The organism is Mesorhizobium sp. BH1-1-4 (assembly GCF_020165665.1).
GTDB lineage: Bacteria > Pseudomonadota > Alphaproteobacteria > Rhizobiales > Rhizobiaceae > Mesorhizobium.
Genome location: NZ_JAIUIN010000005.1, coordinates 163,661 through 176,545, shown reverse-complemented (window position 1 = coordinate 176,545; position 12,885 = coordinate 163,661). Strand labels below are relative to the sequence as shown.

Here is a 12,885-nt window from a genome sequence, read left to right as displayed (position 1 = left end):
GGCGTGGCTATGCCTTGTAGATCCATTGCTCCGGCACGCGCACTGAAATCTCTTCGCCGGCCCTGACGATGCCGGGCTTTTCAACCCAGGCGACCACACCGCGCAATCGCTTCGCCGCCTTGGGAAACAACAGCGCACCGGCTTCTACATCGGCCATTCCGACATTCTCGGCGATCGATCGTCCGGCGATACGGCATGGTCCGTTTTGTGCGTCCACCTTGAGGGTCACGCCCCCCTTGAAGAACAGCAGCGTGCCGGCCGGCAGCATAGACAGATGCGGCACGTCTTCGATCACCAGATTGGCACCGATCCACTCGGGCCTGATTTCGGTGAGGCCCATCCGTTCGGCGACGATGGCCAGTTCGTCCGCCGCCACGATGGAGAGCTGCCTTTCATTGCGCATCTCGGTTCCGCGCGGATACCACGGCTCGCGTCCGCCCGAGCGCCGCGTCGGCCCGGCATGGAAATCGCCCGATATGCCGTCGAAACCCAGACGCAATTCATCCACGGGTCTTGTCTGGAAATGATCCGCTGGCGCGACATAGAGCGCGGCCGCGCGGGCAGTAAGCTTCTTCGCCGGGATGATTTCGACCGGCTTCTCGGCCTCGGGGAAGAGATCCAGCATGGCGTTGCGTCCTTTCGCGAAGCACTGGAATAGCTGGCTGGGTTTGAAGACGTCCAGTCGAAATTGCTGATGGAAGGATCAGCCGCGACGATGCCGCTTGATCACAACCTTCTTACCGCAAACCGGCGCGGCGCCGCATTGCCGCCGCGCCGCGCCGGCTTCATGGTGGTCCAGACCATGGATGGAGGTTCCGCATGCGCCCCGGTACGGCAATCGCAGCGCTTTGGCTGTTCTGGGTGGTATCCTGGATCCTGGCCGCATCCTGGGCCGACCCGGCCAAAAAGCGCGCCACCATCGGAGCGGAGGCCCGCTACCGCGTCTTCTGGCTGGCCGGCACCGCCCTGCTCTTCATTCCAGCGCACGGCTATGAAGGCCGGCTAAGATTGTGGGCTCCGACCCTTACCGAAGCCTGGGCCTGCGTTGCCCTGGTTGCGGTCGGCATCGCCTTCGCCTGGTGGGCGCGCATCCATCTGGGCAGGCTGTGGTCGGCTTCGGTCACCGCCAAGGCGGATCATCGCGTGGTTGACACCGGCCCCTATCGCCTGGTCCGGCATCCGATCTATACCGGGCTGCTCTTGTCGGTGCTCGCCACCATGGCGGCGAAGGGCACGATCTGGGGCATTGCAGGGACGGCGCTGCTCATCATCGGCGTCGTCGTGAAGGCAAGGCTGGAAGAGGGTCTGCTGCGCGGCGAACTTGGCCCCGCCTATGATGATTACGCGCGGCGAGTGCCGATGCTGGTTCCCTTCACGCCGGCCTGACGCGCAGCCCTCACAGCATCCGCAGCAGCGCGCCACCGATCGAATAACCGGCCCCGAAGGCGCAGATCAGGCCGAAATCGCCTGGTTTCATGTCGGTATGATTTTCCGAAAGCGCCACGATGGCGCCGGCGCCCGCTGTGTTGCCCAGCCGCTCCAGCACCATCGGCGCGCGGTCGTGGTCGACATCATGGCCGAACGCCAGTTTCAGGATCATCGCGTTCATGCGCGCATTGGCCTGGTGCAGCCAGAAGCGCCTGATCGCCTCCGGCGTCAGACCGTGCTCGGCAAGGAATTCGACGATGAATTTGTGCCCGGCGACGGTGACTTCCTTGAACACCTTGTTGCCGACCTGCTTGATGAGGTTGCCCTCAAGGTCGATCATGTAGGGATCGTCCTGGGCGGTGCGGGTATGGTAGCCGAGATTGGTGCGGATGTTGTTCGACATCTGCGTCCAGAGGCGCGTGTCCAGCACCTCGAAGCGACCCGGCCGCTTCTCCCCCTGGGTGAGCCCCTCGACCACCATCGACACCGAAGCGTCGCCGAAGATGAAGTGCGTCTGCCGGTCGCGGAAATTGAGATGGCCGGTGATGATCTCGGGCGTCGTCACCAGGACGCGCTTGTGGGCGCCCGAGCGCACCAGATTGACCGCCATGTGCAGTGCCGCCGCCGCGGACGAACAGCCAAGCCCCATGTCGAAGCCGGCGCCCCGCGTGCCCAGAGCCTCCTGCATTTCGATGGCGATCGCCGGATACGGCCTCTGCTGATGCGAGGACGAGCAGATCACCAGATCGATCTCCGACGCCGCGATGCCGGCGTGCTCGATCGCCTTCCCAGCCGAAGCGATGCCGAATTCCGCCTGCAGCGAGAGCGCGTCGTCCGGGCGCGCCGGAATGCGCGGCGCCATGCGGGTCGGGTCGAGAATGCCTTCCCGTTCGATCACGTGGCGGGAGCGCACACCCGAGGCATGGACGATGAAGTCGGCATCCGATTTCTGCAGCGGCGTCTCGCCGGCGGCCTGGCGCCGCGTGTTCTCCGTATCGACCCAGGCATTGAAGCTGGCGACCAGTTCCTCGTTCGTGATGACAGGCTTGGGGATTTCAGCGCCGATGCCGCTGATGATGACGCGATGCATGTTCCAGTCCGTCCCATCCGCGGGCGATGCGGCTTCATGTGGGCGCCGAAACGCTTCGGCGCAACACTTTTCTCATCTGGCCGGTTTACGCCGGCTTAAACCAAAGGTTTGGGCCGGCTCAACAAGCTTCACCAGGCGCACAGCTTGGTATTGGTCTGCGGGTTGTTCCAGCACGCGCCGTCGTCGCGGCTGCGCACGAATTGCCCCGGCAGCGGCACGTTGCGCCGCCCGAGATTGACATAGCCATAGGCAAAGCCCGGTCCGTCGATCTCCAGCACATAGGTCGGATAGCCCGGCGCCGAGATGCGGAAGCTGCCGGCATCGTCGATCGCCCGGTAGGCGCATGCAAAATAGCCGTCATCGCTGGTGAAGCACCGTGCTCGCTTGGCCTCGGCCGAGACCGAGAAAGCCAGAAGCGCCGCCGCGCACACCCCACACCCATAAAGCAGTTTTCTCAACATCGCATTCACCCCCTTGCATACGGGCCATCATGAGCCCGCAAGATGAATTGCGCATGGCGGCGAGAACGGGTCAAGCGGCAGCAACGACGCGCTGGCCAAGGGGTAATGTTGGCCTAGCCCGCCCGCTTGGCGACGATGAAGAGACGCGGAAAACGCAGCAGCACCTTGCCGTCGGCGGTCTTCGGATAGGCCTTGGCGATCCTGGCCGTGTAGCTGTCGAGGAACAACTTGCGCTCCTCCGCATCGAGCGGATCGAGAAACGGCTTCAGCCCGGTCGACTTCACCCATTCGACGATTGCCTCGGCATTGGCGAGCGGGTGGTTGTAGACGGTGTGCCAGATGTCGAGCCGATCCGAGAGCGGCGATAACAGATCGTGATAGAACGACACGGTCGGCAAGGGTGCACGCGCGGCGCTCTTCAATTTTTCGGCAAATGGCGCTTCCGCCGCCGTCTCGCGCATCAGGCGATGCGAGTCCTCGCCCATATTGTCGGGCATCTGGATGGCCAGCGCGCCGCCGGGCGCGAGAAAACCCATCAGCCGCTGGAACACCGCCGGATGCTCCGGCAGCCACTGGAAGACGGCGTTGGCGAAGATCACATTGAGCGGCTCGGCCGGCTGCCATTTGGAGGCGTCCGCCAGATCGAAGCTTACATTGGGCAGGCGCGCCCTCGCCTTCTCGATCATATCGGGCGAGGTGTCGAAGCCGCTCACCTGCGCGTCCGGCCAGCGCCCGACCAGAAGTTCTGTCGAATTGCCCGGCCCGCAGCCGATGTCGACGACCCGGCGCGGAAAGTCGACGGGAACCTGTGCCACCAGGTCCCGCGCGGGCCGCGTGCGCTCGTCCTCGAACTTCAGATATTGGGCGGCGGACCAATCAGCCATTCGAGCTCCTCATATTCCTGAGAAATTCGCCGCCCGGCAAACCCTTTACCGCGTCAGCCTCTTATAGGTCATGCGGTGCGGGTTGACGGCTTCGGGTCCGAGCCGGCGGATCTTGTCCTGTTCGTAGTCCTCGAAATTGCCCTCGAACCATTCGACATGGCTGTCGCCCTCGAAGGCAAGGATGTGCGTCGCCAGGCGGTCGAGGAACATGCGATCGTGCGAGATGATAACGGCGCAGCCGGCAAAATTTTCCAGTGCGTCTTCGAGTGCTGCGAGCGTTTCCGTATCGAGATCGTTGGTCGGTTCGTCGAGCAGCAGCACGTTGCCGCCGGTCTTCAGCATCTTGGCCAGGTGCACGCGGTTGCGCTGGCCGCCGGACAGATTGCCGACCTTCTGCTGCTGGTCACCGCCACGGAAGTTGAACGAGGCGCAATAGGCACGCGTGTTGGCCTCGAACTTGCCGAGTTTGACCACTTCGGCGCCGCCCGAAATCTCTTCCCAGACCGTCTTTGAAGGATCGAGCTGGTCGCGGCTCTGGTCGACATAGCCGAGCTTGACGGTCTCGCCGACGCGGACAGTGCCCGCATCCGGCTTTTCCTGGCCGGTGATCATGCGGAACAGTGTCGTCTTGCCTGCGCCGTTCGGGCCGATGACGCCGACAATGCCGCCCGGCGGCAGCTTGAATTCAAGGCCATCGATCAGCAGCGTGTCGCCAAAGCCCTTCGACAGGCCGTCGACCTCGATCACCACATTGCCAAGCCGCTCGCCATGCGGAATGACGATCTGCGTGTCGGTCGGGCGGCGGCTGTCGGCTGCGTCCAGCAGGTCCTGGAAGGCCTGGATACGCGCCTTGGACTTGGTTTGACGGGCCTTCGGGCTGGACTGGATCCACTCGCGCTCGCGGCCGATGGCACGCTGGCGGGCGTCGTCCTCGCGGCCTTCCTGCTTGAGGCGCTTGGCCTTGGCTTCGAGATATTTGGTGTAGTTGCCCTCATAGGGAATGCCGCGGCCGCGATCGAGTTCGAGGATCCAGCCGGTGACATTGTCGAGGAAATAGCGGTCGTGGGTGATGATCATCACCGCGCCGGGATAGGCGCGAAGATGCTTTTCCAGCCACGCCGTGGTCTCGGCGTCGAGATGGTTGGTCGGTTCGTCGAGCAGCAGAAGGTCGGGCTGGCGCAGCAGGAGCTGGCAGAGCGCGACGCGGCGGCGCTCGCCGCCCGACAGCTTGGTGACTTCCGAATCCTTGGGCGGGCAGCCCAACGCTTCCATCGCCATCTCGACCTGCTGTTCCAGATCCCAAAGGTTCAGCCGGTCCATCTCATCCTGGAGCTTGGCGGACTCGTCCGCCGTCTCGTCGGAATAGTTCATCATCAGTTCGTTGTAGCGCTCGATGATGGCGGTCTTGGCCGCGACACCTTCCATGATGTTCTCGAACACCGTCTTCTTCGGGTCGAGCGCCGGTTCCTGCGCCAGGTAGCCGACGGTGGCGCCTTCAGCGAGCCACGCTTCGCCGCTCCAGTCCTTGTCGATGCCGGCCATGATCTTGAGGATCGTCGACTTGCCGGCGCCGTTGGGGCCGAGAATGCCGATCTTGGCGTCGGGGTAGAAGGACAGATGAACGTTCTCGAGCACCTTCTTGGTGCCATAGGCCTTGTTGAGGCCGGCCATGTGATAGATGAACTGGCGTGCCACGCGCGCTTTCCCTGAAAAAATGACTGGATTTGTCGAATTGAATGGAGGTTGGCCGCTATGTAGGCGATGCGGCGGCGAACGGCAATCGCTTTTGCCAGATCAGGCCAGCCACACGAACATGTGCGCGCCGCCGATGAAGTTTTCCAACGGCCGCCATGCGCCTCGAAATCTCTGGTTAACCCTTGGGCGTCAAAACAGGATCGGGGTGGAATCGCCGGCTTGCCGCGATTTCTGGCGCGAGAGAGAACGGATCGACGGTCGTGTTGAACAGTTTCCTGCTCCTCGCCGAAGCCGTCGTCTACTTCAGCGTCATGGTCACGCTTTTCCGCTTCCGCAAGCGCATTGGTCTTGGCGTCTTCGTCTGCGCGCTCGGCGCCATGCATTTCCTGGAAACCTATCTCGCCAGCGTTTTTTACGTCGCCTTGCCGTTCGGCATGGTCTCGCCGGGCTCGGCGGTGCTGTTTTCCGGCAAGCTGGTGATGCTGCTCCTGCTCTACATCAAGGAAGACGCCGCCACCGTGCGCCAGCCCATCTATGGCCTGCTGCTTGGCAATGCGCTGATGATCGGCCTGGGGCTGTTGCTGCGCATGCATGCCATCGCGCCGCTGCCCGACGGCAAGATGCCCGACATCGCCTTCATCGACGAGATGGGCTGGCTGATGGTGTGGGGCACGACGCTGCTGTTCATCGACGCCATCCTGATCATCCTGCTCTATGAAAAGCTTGGCAGGTATCTGCGCCAGGCACAGTTCGCGCGCATCCTGATCTGCGTCGCCTGCGTGCTCACCTTCGACCAGGCAGGCTTCTTCACCGCACTGCATTTCGTTGCCGGCGCGCCGATCGCGGTCTTCTTCGGCGGCTGGTTCGCCAAGATGGTGGCCGCACTGACCTTCAGCGCCATGCTGGTCGCCTATCTCAGATGGTTCGAGGTCCGCGACATCCAGATGCCGCGCGGCCTGACCGACATTTTCGAAACCCTGACCTATCGCGAGCGCTACGAAGCGCTGGTCGAACATGTCGGCCGCGATGGCCTGACCGGCCTGTTGCACCGCGGGCGCTTCGATGCCGATGGCGAGGCCGCCGTCCAGTCCAGCCTGCGCACGGCAAGGCCGCTCAGCCTGCTCATCGTCGATGTCGACCACTTCAAATCGATCAACGACCGCTTCGGCCATGCCGAGGGCGACAAGGTGCTGAAGGCGGTCGCGGCCGTGCTTTGCGAGGCGGCAAGCGCCGAGGACCAGGTGTTCCGGATCGGGGGCGAGGAATTCGCCATCCTGAGTTCGCGTCCGCATGCCGTCGCCAGGCTGTTTGGCGAAAGCGTCCGCACGGCGGTCAAGGCATCGGCCGCCACCAGCCGGTTCGAACTGACCGTCAGTGCCGGCGTTTCCACCGTCAGCGAAACGACGCAGTGCCTGGCCGACCTGTTCGCGCTCGCCGACCAGCGCCTTTACAAGGCGAAGTCGACCGGGCGCGACCGCGTCGTCGGCGAACCCGGCGGGCATGAGCCCGATGCCCCCGTCGCCTGGACCAGGTCCGCCCAGATCTAGCCGGATCTGACGTCGTCGCTACGACTTCCGCTGCCGCGCGATGCCGGTCAGCGTCGAGACCGCCATCAGCGCGATCGCCAGCCATTTCAGCGCCGTGATGATCGGCCCGGCTTCGATGTCATAGGCGATGAACAGCAGGATACCCGGCACCAGCAGGCCGCACATGATCAGCATGATGCGGTTGATCTGCCAGGACACTTTTGATGCCAGCACCTCATCCCCGGCCGCTGGAACCAGCGCCTCTCGCATCGCCTTGCCGCCGACCAGCATGGCCGAGAAGCGCATCGAGATCGGCAGGCCGAGCCCGATGATGAGGAAGGCGCAAGCCGCCAGCAGCAGCGAGAACTTCAGCGCGCTGGTCTCCGCCGGGACGGGAAACAGCAGCGTCGCCAGCGGCAGGAAGACGCCGAAAATGCCAAGGGCGGCGATGGCGATGAAGATCGCCGCGTTGACGACCGTGAAGAGCTGATAGGTACCGGCGCCGATCGGCGCGGACAGCGCGCGCATCCGCGTCCACTCAGGCTCGCTGTAGGAAAAACCGGGCCATTCCATGCGGGCATCGTTGATCGAGACCATGCCCTTGGCCCAGAAGGCCAGCCGCGCCAGCGCGCCGCTCGTGATGCCACTCATTGCAACCCCCGCTGAATGAACCGCCACGCAAACATAACACCAGCCGAAACAAGCGAAAGCCCGGCTGGCTGCCTAATCCCCCGCGTTACTGGAACCCGATCGCATCGACCGTGCCTGTCGGGCAGCCGGCCTTGTTGGTCGGCACCGAGGCCAGCAGCAGGTCCTTGAGTGAACTGTTCGGGCCGATCGGACCGGCAAGACCGAGCGTCAGTTCGCCGATCAGCCGGCGGCCGCTCGAAGGATCGATCACGCAGGACACCCGCACCCGGTCTCCCGCACCGGAGCCAAAGGCGGTGTCGAAGGCGCCGCGAATTTGGTCGGCCGTCAGCTTGCCGCCGATATTCCTGGCGAAGAGATCGCGCACCGGCGAGCTATTCACCTCCCGCATCAGGCCGAGAGCATCCGAAAAATACTCCTGCTGGCTCTTGCCGTAGCACGTGCCGTGCTTGATCCATTCATGCCGTTCCAGCTTCGAGGCGGTGCCTGGCATCACCTTGTCGAGCTCCGTGCGCGTGCCTGCGTCGAGATTGACCGGAGGCAGGTCTTTCCAATGGGCAGGATTGTCATTGGCCTTGTCGCTTGCCGACACCTGGCAATAGAAATTGCCGTTCGGCTGCGGCCACAGGCCGTGCAGCGTGAAATTGGTGGCATCGAACTCGCCGGGGTTTTGCGCCTTGCATTCGGTCTTGTTCGACTTGGTCTCGCAAAAGGCCGGTTGCCAGCTCAAGGCGAAGACATATTCGGGTTTTCCCGATGGGGCGGGCTTACCTTGCCCGCCGGGTGCCGCCGGCACGGTCGCGGCACTGCTGCCCGACAGATGGCCGCAGCTGACCTTCACCCAGCGGCGCTGGGGATCGGCGCCCGGCACCAGGATGAGGTAGTGGGTCGGCGTGTCCTTGTTGCCGGCGAGCAGCTGATAGCTCTGTCCGGCATCGGTCGAGACATTGCCCGGATTCTTGCCGTTCTTGATCGCCTGCGTTGCCGGACAAGAGGCGTCGGCTACGAAAGTGCCGCTCATCTTGACGTCGGCCCGCGCCGCCCCGGCCAGCGATGCCGCCAGCAAGGCCGATCCGAAAACAACAGCAATGCGCATGGAGAATCCCCGGCTGGAAGAAAGTGGGCGACAGACTGAAGCTGTCTCCATGTCAGAATTGCGATATTTTGCGGGTCCGTGGCAAGAAAGATCGTCGCGGCAAGGCCGGCGGGCCGGATTGACGCAAATCCGGCGCCGGCGCACACCTTGGACATCGCAAAGACGAACCAGGGGGAGACCAGTCGGCATGCCATTCAGCCAGCAGCGCGTGGTTCGCTCGCCGACCGGCGCCGACCTCAATCTGTTCGTCCGGCAGGCCGACAGCCCTGCGCGGGCGGTGGTCCAGATCAATCACGGCCTGGCCGAGCATGCCGCGCGTTACGACCGCTTCGCCGCTTTCCTGGCCGCCAGGGGCTTCCATGTCTATGTCCATGACCACCGTGGCCATGGCGCGACCAAGGCGCCCGACGCGCCGCTCGGCAGATTCGCCGACAAGGACGGCCCGGCCAAGGTCATCGCCGATGTCGACGCCATCCACGATCTCATCGCCCGCGAACAGCCTGACCTGCCGGTGATCCTTTTTGGCCATTCCATGGGCGCGTCCGTGGCGCTGAACTACCTGTTGAGCCATTCCGGGCGCGTTCATGCCGCCGCGATCTGGAACGGCAATTTTTCGCAAGGCCTGCTCGGCCAGTTGGCGCTCGGTGTCCTCGCCTGGGAACGGATGCGGCTCGGCTCCGATGTCCCGTCACGCCTGCTGCCGAAACTCACCTTCCAGGCCTGGGGCAAGGCGGTGCCCAACCATCGCACCTTGTTCGACTGGCTGTCGCGCGACGAGGCGGAGGTGGCGAAATACATCGCCGATCCACTGTGCGGCTGGGATGCCTCCATCTCGATGTGGCGCGATGTCGTCGCCATGGCGCTGAACGGCGGTAAGGATGCAGGCTTTGCCACCGTTCGCCGCGACCTCCCCGTCGCCATCGTTGGCGGCGAGAAAGACCCCGCCTCGGACTACGGCAAGGGCATCGCCCACCTCGCCAATCGCATGCGCAAGATGGGCTTTTCGAATCTGGTTTCAACGGTTTACGCCGACACCCGCCACGAAAGCCTGAACGAGGTGAACCGGGACACCATCATGGGCGATTTCGCCGCCTGGGCCGACAATGTCCTGAAGACGTGACGGATTGGCCCATTGCAAGGACCGTGACAGCCGCTGCCGGGCTTGATAGAGGCTCTGCTTTCGCAGCAATCAGGATGATTGCAATCACGGTGATATATGGCTGAGCCCCCGCTGAAAGGCGTCCGCGTCGTCGAACTCGCCCGCATTCTTGCCGGGCCCTGGGCCGGGCAGTTGCTCGCCGATCTCGGCGCCGATGTCATCAAGGTCGAGAGCCCCGATGGCGGCGACGACACCCGCAAATGGGGTCCACCCTTCGTCATGAGCCACGATGGCGAGAACCTGTCGGCCGCCTATTACCATTCCTGCAATCGTGGCAAGCGCTCAATCGCCATTGACTTTTCGACGCCCGACGGCGCCGAGACGGTGCGGCGGCTGGTCGCCACGGCGGATGTGCTGATCGAGAACTTCAAGCTCGGCGGCCTGAAGAAATACGGGCTCGACTATCAGAGCCTGAAAGCGATCAACCCGCGCCTGGTCTACTGCTCCATCACCGGCTTCGGCCAGGATGGACCCTATGCGCCGCGCGCCGGTTACGACTTCATCATCCAAGCCATGGCCGGCATGATGTCGATCACCGGCGAGGCCGGCCGCGAGCCGCAGAAGGCCGGCGTCGCCATCTCGGACATCTTCACCGGCCTCTATTCGGTCATCGCCATCCAGGCCGCCTTGCGCCATGCCGAGCGGATCGGCGAAGGCCAGCACATCGACATGGCGCTGTTCGACACCCAGATCTCGGCCCTCGGCAACCAGAACCTCAACTATCTCGTCTCCGGCAAGTCGCCGGTGCAGATGGGCAATGCGCATATGAACATTGCCCCTTACGAAGTGCTTCCGGTCCGGGACGGTCACATCATCCTGGCGGTCGGCAATGACGGCCAGTTCGCCAAATTCTGCACCGCGGTCGGGCTGGACGATTTGCCGGCGAATCCCGATTTCGCCACCAATCCGGCCCGTGTCGCCAACCGCGTGGAACTTCGCGCACGCATCATCGAGGCGCTGAAGAGCTGGGATCGCGATCCGCTGCTGGCCAAGCTCGAAGCCGCAAGCGTGCCGGCAAGCCCGATCAACACGATCGGCCAGATGTTCGCCGACCCGCAAACCATTGCGCGCGGCATGCGGCTCGACCTCGATGACGGCCATGGCAATCGCCTGCCGTCGGTGCGCGCGCCGATGGTGATGTCGGGGACGCCGCTCGTCTACGAACGGCCCTCGCCGCGCCTTGGCGAGCACACCGACGAAATCCTTGCCGAACTGGAGAAGTCTGGGAAATGAAGACCGGTGGACAACTGATCGTCGACGCCCTCGAAGCCAACGGCACCGACCGTATCTTCTGCGTGCCGGGCGAATCCTACCTTGCGGTGCTCGACGCGCTGCATGACTCCCCGATCCGCACCATTGTCTGCCGCCAGGAAGGCGGTGCCGCCATGATGGCCGACTGCCAGGGCCGGCTGACCGGCAACCCTGGCATCTGCTTCGTCACCCGCGGCCCCGGCGCCACCAATGCTTCGGCCGGCATCCACATCGCCATGCAGGATTCGGTGCCGCTGATCCTGTTCATCGGCCAAGTCGCCAGCCACGCCAAGGACCGCGAGGCCTTCCAGGAGGTGGATTACGTCAGGTTCTTCGGCGACATCGCCAAATGGGTGGTCGAGATCGACGATGCCTCGCGCATCCCTGAATTTGTCACCCGCGCCTTCGCCGTGGCGACGTCTGGCCGCCCCGGCCCGGTGGTCATCTCGCTGCCGGAAGACATGCTGACCAGTGTGGTCGAGGCGCCTTCCGCCTTGCCACACACGCCGGTCGAAACCTATCCCGGCGAAGCCGAACTCGACGCGCTGGACATGCTGCTGAGCAACGCCAAGCGACCGTTCGTCATACTCGGCGGCACGCGCTGGAATGAGGAGGCAGTCGCGCGGATGCGCGCCATATCCGAGGCCTGGTCGCTTCCTGTCGGCTGTTCCTTCCGCCGCCAGATGCTGTTCGACCATCTGCATCCGAACTATGCCGGCGATGTCGGCATCGGCATCAATCCGAAACTGGCGACGGCCATCAAGCAAGCCGATGTCGTGCTGCTGATCGGCGGCCGCATGGGCGAGATGCCATCCTCGGACTACACGCTGCTGAAGAGCCCTTATCCCGACCAGGCGCTGGTGCACGTCCATGCCGATGCCGGAGAACTCGGCCGGGTCTACCGCCCGACACTGGCGATCAACGCCTCGCCGGCGGCTTTCCTCGAGGCCTTCGCCAAGCGCAAGCCGGCCAGCACGCCATCATGGGCGGGCGAAACAGCCAAGCTGCACGCCGCTTACCTCGACTGGTCGACGCCGCCGGAAAGCGGTCCTGGCACGGTCCAGATGGGACCGATCATGAACTATCTGGAAAAGGTCCTGCCGGACGATGCTATCCTCACCAATGGCGCCGGAAATTACGCCACCTGGGTCCATCGCTTCCATCGCTTCCGCCGCTTCGCCACGCAAGGAGCGCCGACTTCCGGCTCGATGGGTTACGGCACCCCGGCGGCGGTCGCGGCCAAGGCGCTTTACCCTGAGCGCACCGTGGTCGCCTTTGCCGGCGACGGCTGCTTCCTGATGAACGGGCAGGAATTCGCCACCGCCGTGCAGTACGACCTGCCGATCGTCGTGATCGTCGTCAACAACGGCATTTACGGCACCATCCGCATGCATCAGGAGCGCGAATATCCGGGCCGTGTGGTCGGCACAGACCTGAAAAATCCCGACTTCGCGTCGCTTGGACGCGCCTATGGCGGCCATGGCGAGACGGTCGACAAGACCGAGGACTTCGCCCCGGCCTTCGAACGCGCGCGGGCCAGCGGCAAGCCGGCGATCGTCGAGATCCGGCTCGACCCGGAAGCGATCACGCCGACCCGCACGATGACGCAGATCCGCGACAGGAGCTGAAGCAACCGATCGGCGTCCA

Annotated in this window: 12 protein-coding genes; 5 read left to right on the top strand and 7 right to left on the bottom strand. The window is 64.0% G+C overall.

Annotation, left to right across the window (positions count from 1 at the left end):
• Positions 1-7: 7 nt before the first annotated feature.
• The gene (locus LB569_RS11995; RefSeq protein ID WP_224692433.1) at positions 8-625 is read right to left on the bottom strand and encodes an MOSC domain-containing protein; all 618 of its coding nucleotides are present in this window, start codon (positions 623-625) and stop codon (positions 8-10) included.
• Between the two features lie 194 nt (positions 626-819).
• On the opposite strand from LB569_RS11995, the gene LB569_RS11990 reads away from it, so the two are divergent.
• Positions 820-1,386: a methyltransferase family protein gene (locus LB569_RS11990; protein ID WP_140701947.1), complete on the top strand. Its 567-nt coding sequence runs from the start codon at positions 820-822 to the stop codon at positions 1,384-1,386.
• Between the two features lie 10 nt (positions 1,387-1,396).
• Here the strand turns inward: LB569_RS11990 and LB569_RS11985 are convergent, their stop codons facing one another.
• The 4 genes from LB569_RS11985 to ettA form a co-directional block, all read right to left on the bottom strand.
• Positions 1,397-2,518 (bottom strand): beta-ketoacyl-ACP synthase III, encoded by a 1,122-nt coding sequence (locus tag LB569_RS11985; RefSeq protein WP_224692432.1) that lies wholly within the window; start codon positions 2,516-2,518, stop codon positions 1,397-1,399.
• Between the two features lie 128 nt (positions 2,519-2,646).
• On the bottom strand, positions 2,647-2,979 hold the full coding sequence (locus tag LB569_RS11980) for a hypothetical protein (protein WP_140701949.1): 333 nt from the start codon (positions 2,977-2,979) through the stop codon (positions 2,647-2,649).
• 113 nt (positions 2,980-3,092) lie between these two features.
• Positions 3,093-3,863 carry a trans-aconitate 2-methyltransferase gene (gene tam, locus LB569_RS11975; protein WP_224692431.1) on the bottom strand — a complete coding sequence of 257 codons (771 nt, stop codon included), beginning with the start codon at positions 3,861-3,863 and terminating at the stop codon, positions 3,093-3,095.
• Positions 3,864-3,908: 45 nt separating this feature from the next.
• Positions 3,909-5,558, bottom strand: a complete 1,650-nt coding sequence (ettA, locus tag LB569_RS11970; RefSeq protein ID WP_224539872.1) for an energy-dependent translational throttle protein EttA — start codon at positions 5,556-5,558, stop codon at positions 3,909-3,911.
• A 260-nt stretch (positions 5,559-5,818) separates the two neighbouring features.
• Between ettA and LB569_RS11965 the strand changes: the two genes are divergently transcribed.
• Positions 5,819-7,105: a sensor domain-containing diguanylate cyclase gene (locus LB569_RS11965; RefSeq protein WP_140701952.1), complete on the top strand. Its 1,287-nt coding sequence runs from the start codon at positions 5,819-5,821 to the stop codon at positions 7,103-7,105.
• An 18-nt stretch (positions 7,106-7,123) separates the two neighbouring features.
• Here LB569_RS11965 and LB569_RS11960 read toward each other — a convergent pair whose 3' ends face one another.
• Together LB569_RS11960 and LB569_RS11955 are read right to left on the bottom strand one after the other, a co-directional pair.
• Positions 7,124-7,735, bottom strand: coding sequence for a hypothetical protein (locus LB569_RS11960; protein ID WP_140701953.1), 612 nt, complete (start codon positions 7,733-7,735; stop codon positions 7,124-7,126).
• Between the two features lie 85 nt (positions 7,736-7,820).
• The gene (locus LB569_RS11955; protein ID WP_224692430.1) at positions 7,821-8,828 is read right to left on the bottom strand and encodes a ribonuclease T2 family protein; all 1,008 of its coding nucleotides are present in this window, start codon (positions 8,826-8,828) and stop codon (positions 7,821-7,823) included.
• 187 nt (positions 8,829-9,015) lie between these two features.
• On the opposite strand from LB569_RS11955, the gene LB569_RS11950 reads away from it, so the two are divergent.
• The 3 genes from LB569_RS11950 (at position 9,016) to LB569_RS11940 (ending at position 12,866) form a co-directional block, all read left to right on the top strand.
• On the top strand, positions 9,016-9,948 hold the full coding sequence (locus LB569_RS11950) for an alpha/beta fold hydrolase (protein ID WP_224692429.1): 933 nt from the start codon (positions 9,016-9,018) through the stop codon (positions 9,946-9,948).
• Positions 9,949-10,044: 96 nt separating this feature from the next.
• Entirely contained in the window at positions 10,045-11,220 is a 1,176-nt protein-coding gene (locus tag LB569_RS11945; protein WP_224692428.1) for a CaiB/BaiF CoA transferase family protein, read from the top strand.
• Positions 11,217-12,866, top strand: coding sequence for a thiamine pyrophosphate-binding protein (locus LB569_RS11940; RefSeq protein WP_224692427.1), 1,650 nt, complete (start codon positions 11,217-11,219; stop codon positions 12,864-12,866). The genes LB569_RS11945 and LB569_RS11940 overlap by 4 nt, the downstream gene beginning before the upstream one ends.
• The last annotated feature ends 19 nt before the right edge of the window (positions 12,867-12,885 follow it).

Bases quoted from the DNA above. Each gene is read 5' to 3' on its own strand.
- LB569_RS11950 (WP_224692429.1), top strand. From the start codon at position 9,016: ATGCCATTCAGCCAGCAGCGCGTGGTTCGCTCGCCGACCGGCGCCGAC.
- LB569_RS11985 (WP_224692432.1), bottom strand. From the start codon at position 2,518: ATGCATCGCGTCATCATCAGCGGCATCGGCGCTGAAATCCCCAAGCCT.
- LB569_RS11955 (WP_224692430.1), bottom strand. From the start codon at position 8,828: ATGCGCATTGCTGTTGTTTTCGGATCGGCCTTGCTGGCGGCATCGCTG.
- LB569_RS11995 (WP_224692433.1), bottom strand. From the start codon at position 625: ATGCTGGATCTCTTCCCCGAGGCCGAGAAGCCGGTCGAAATCATCCCG.
- LB569_RS11960 (WP_140701953.1), bottom strand. From the start codon at position 7,735: ATGAGTGGCATCACGAGCGGCGCGCTGGCGCGGCTGGCCTTCTGGGCC.
- LB569_RS11990 (WP_140701947.1), top strand. From the start codon at position 820: ATGCGCCCCGGTACGGCAATCGCAGCGCTTTGGCTGTTCTGGGTGGTA.
- LB569_RS11940 (WP_224692427.1), top strand. From the start codon at position 11,217: ATGAAGACCGGTGGACAACTGATCGTCGACGCCCTCGAAGCCAACGGC.
- LB569_RS11980 (WP_140701949.1), bottom strand. From the start codon at position 2,979: ATGTTGAGAAAACTGCTTTATGGGTGTGGGGTGTGCGCGGCGGCGCTT.
- LB569_RS11945 (WP_224692428.1), top strand. From the start codon at position 10,045: ATGGCTGAGCCCCCGCTGAAAGGCGTCCGCGTCGTCGAACTCGCCCGC.
- tam (WP_224692431.1), bottom strand. From the start codon at position 3,863: ATGGCTGATTGGTCCGCCGCCCAATATCTGAAGTTCGAGGACGAGCGC.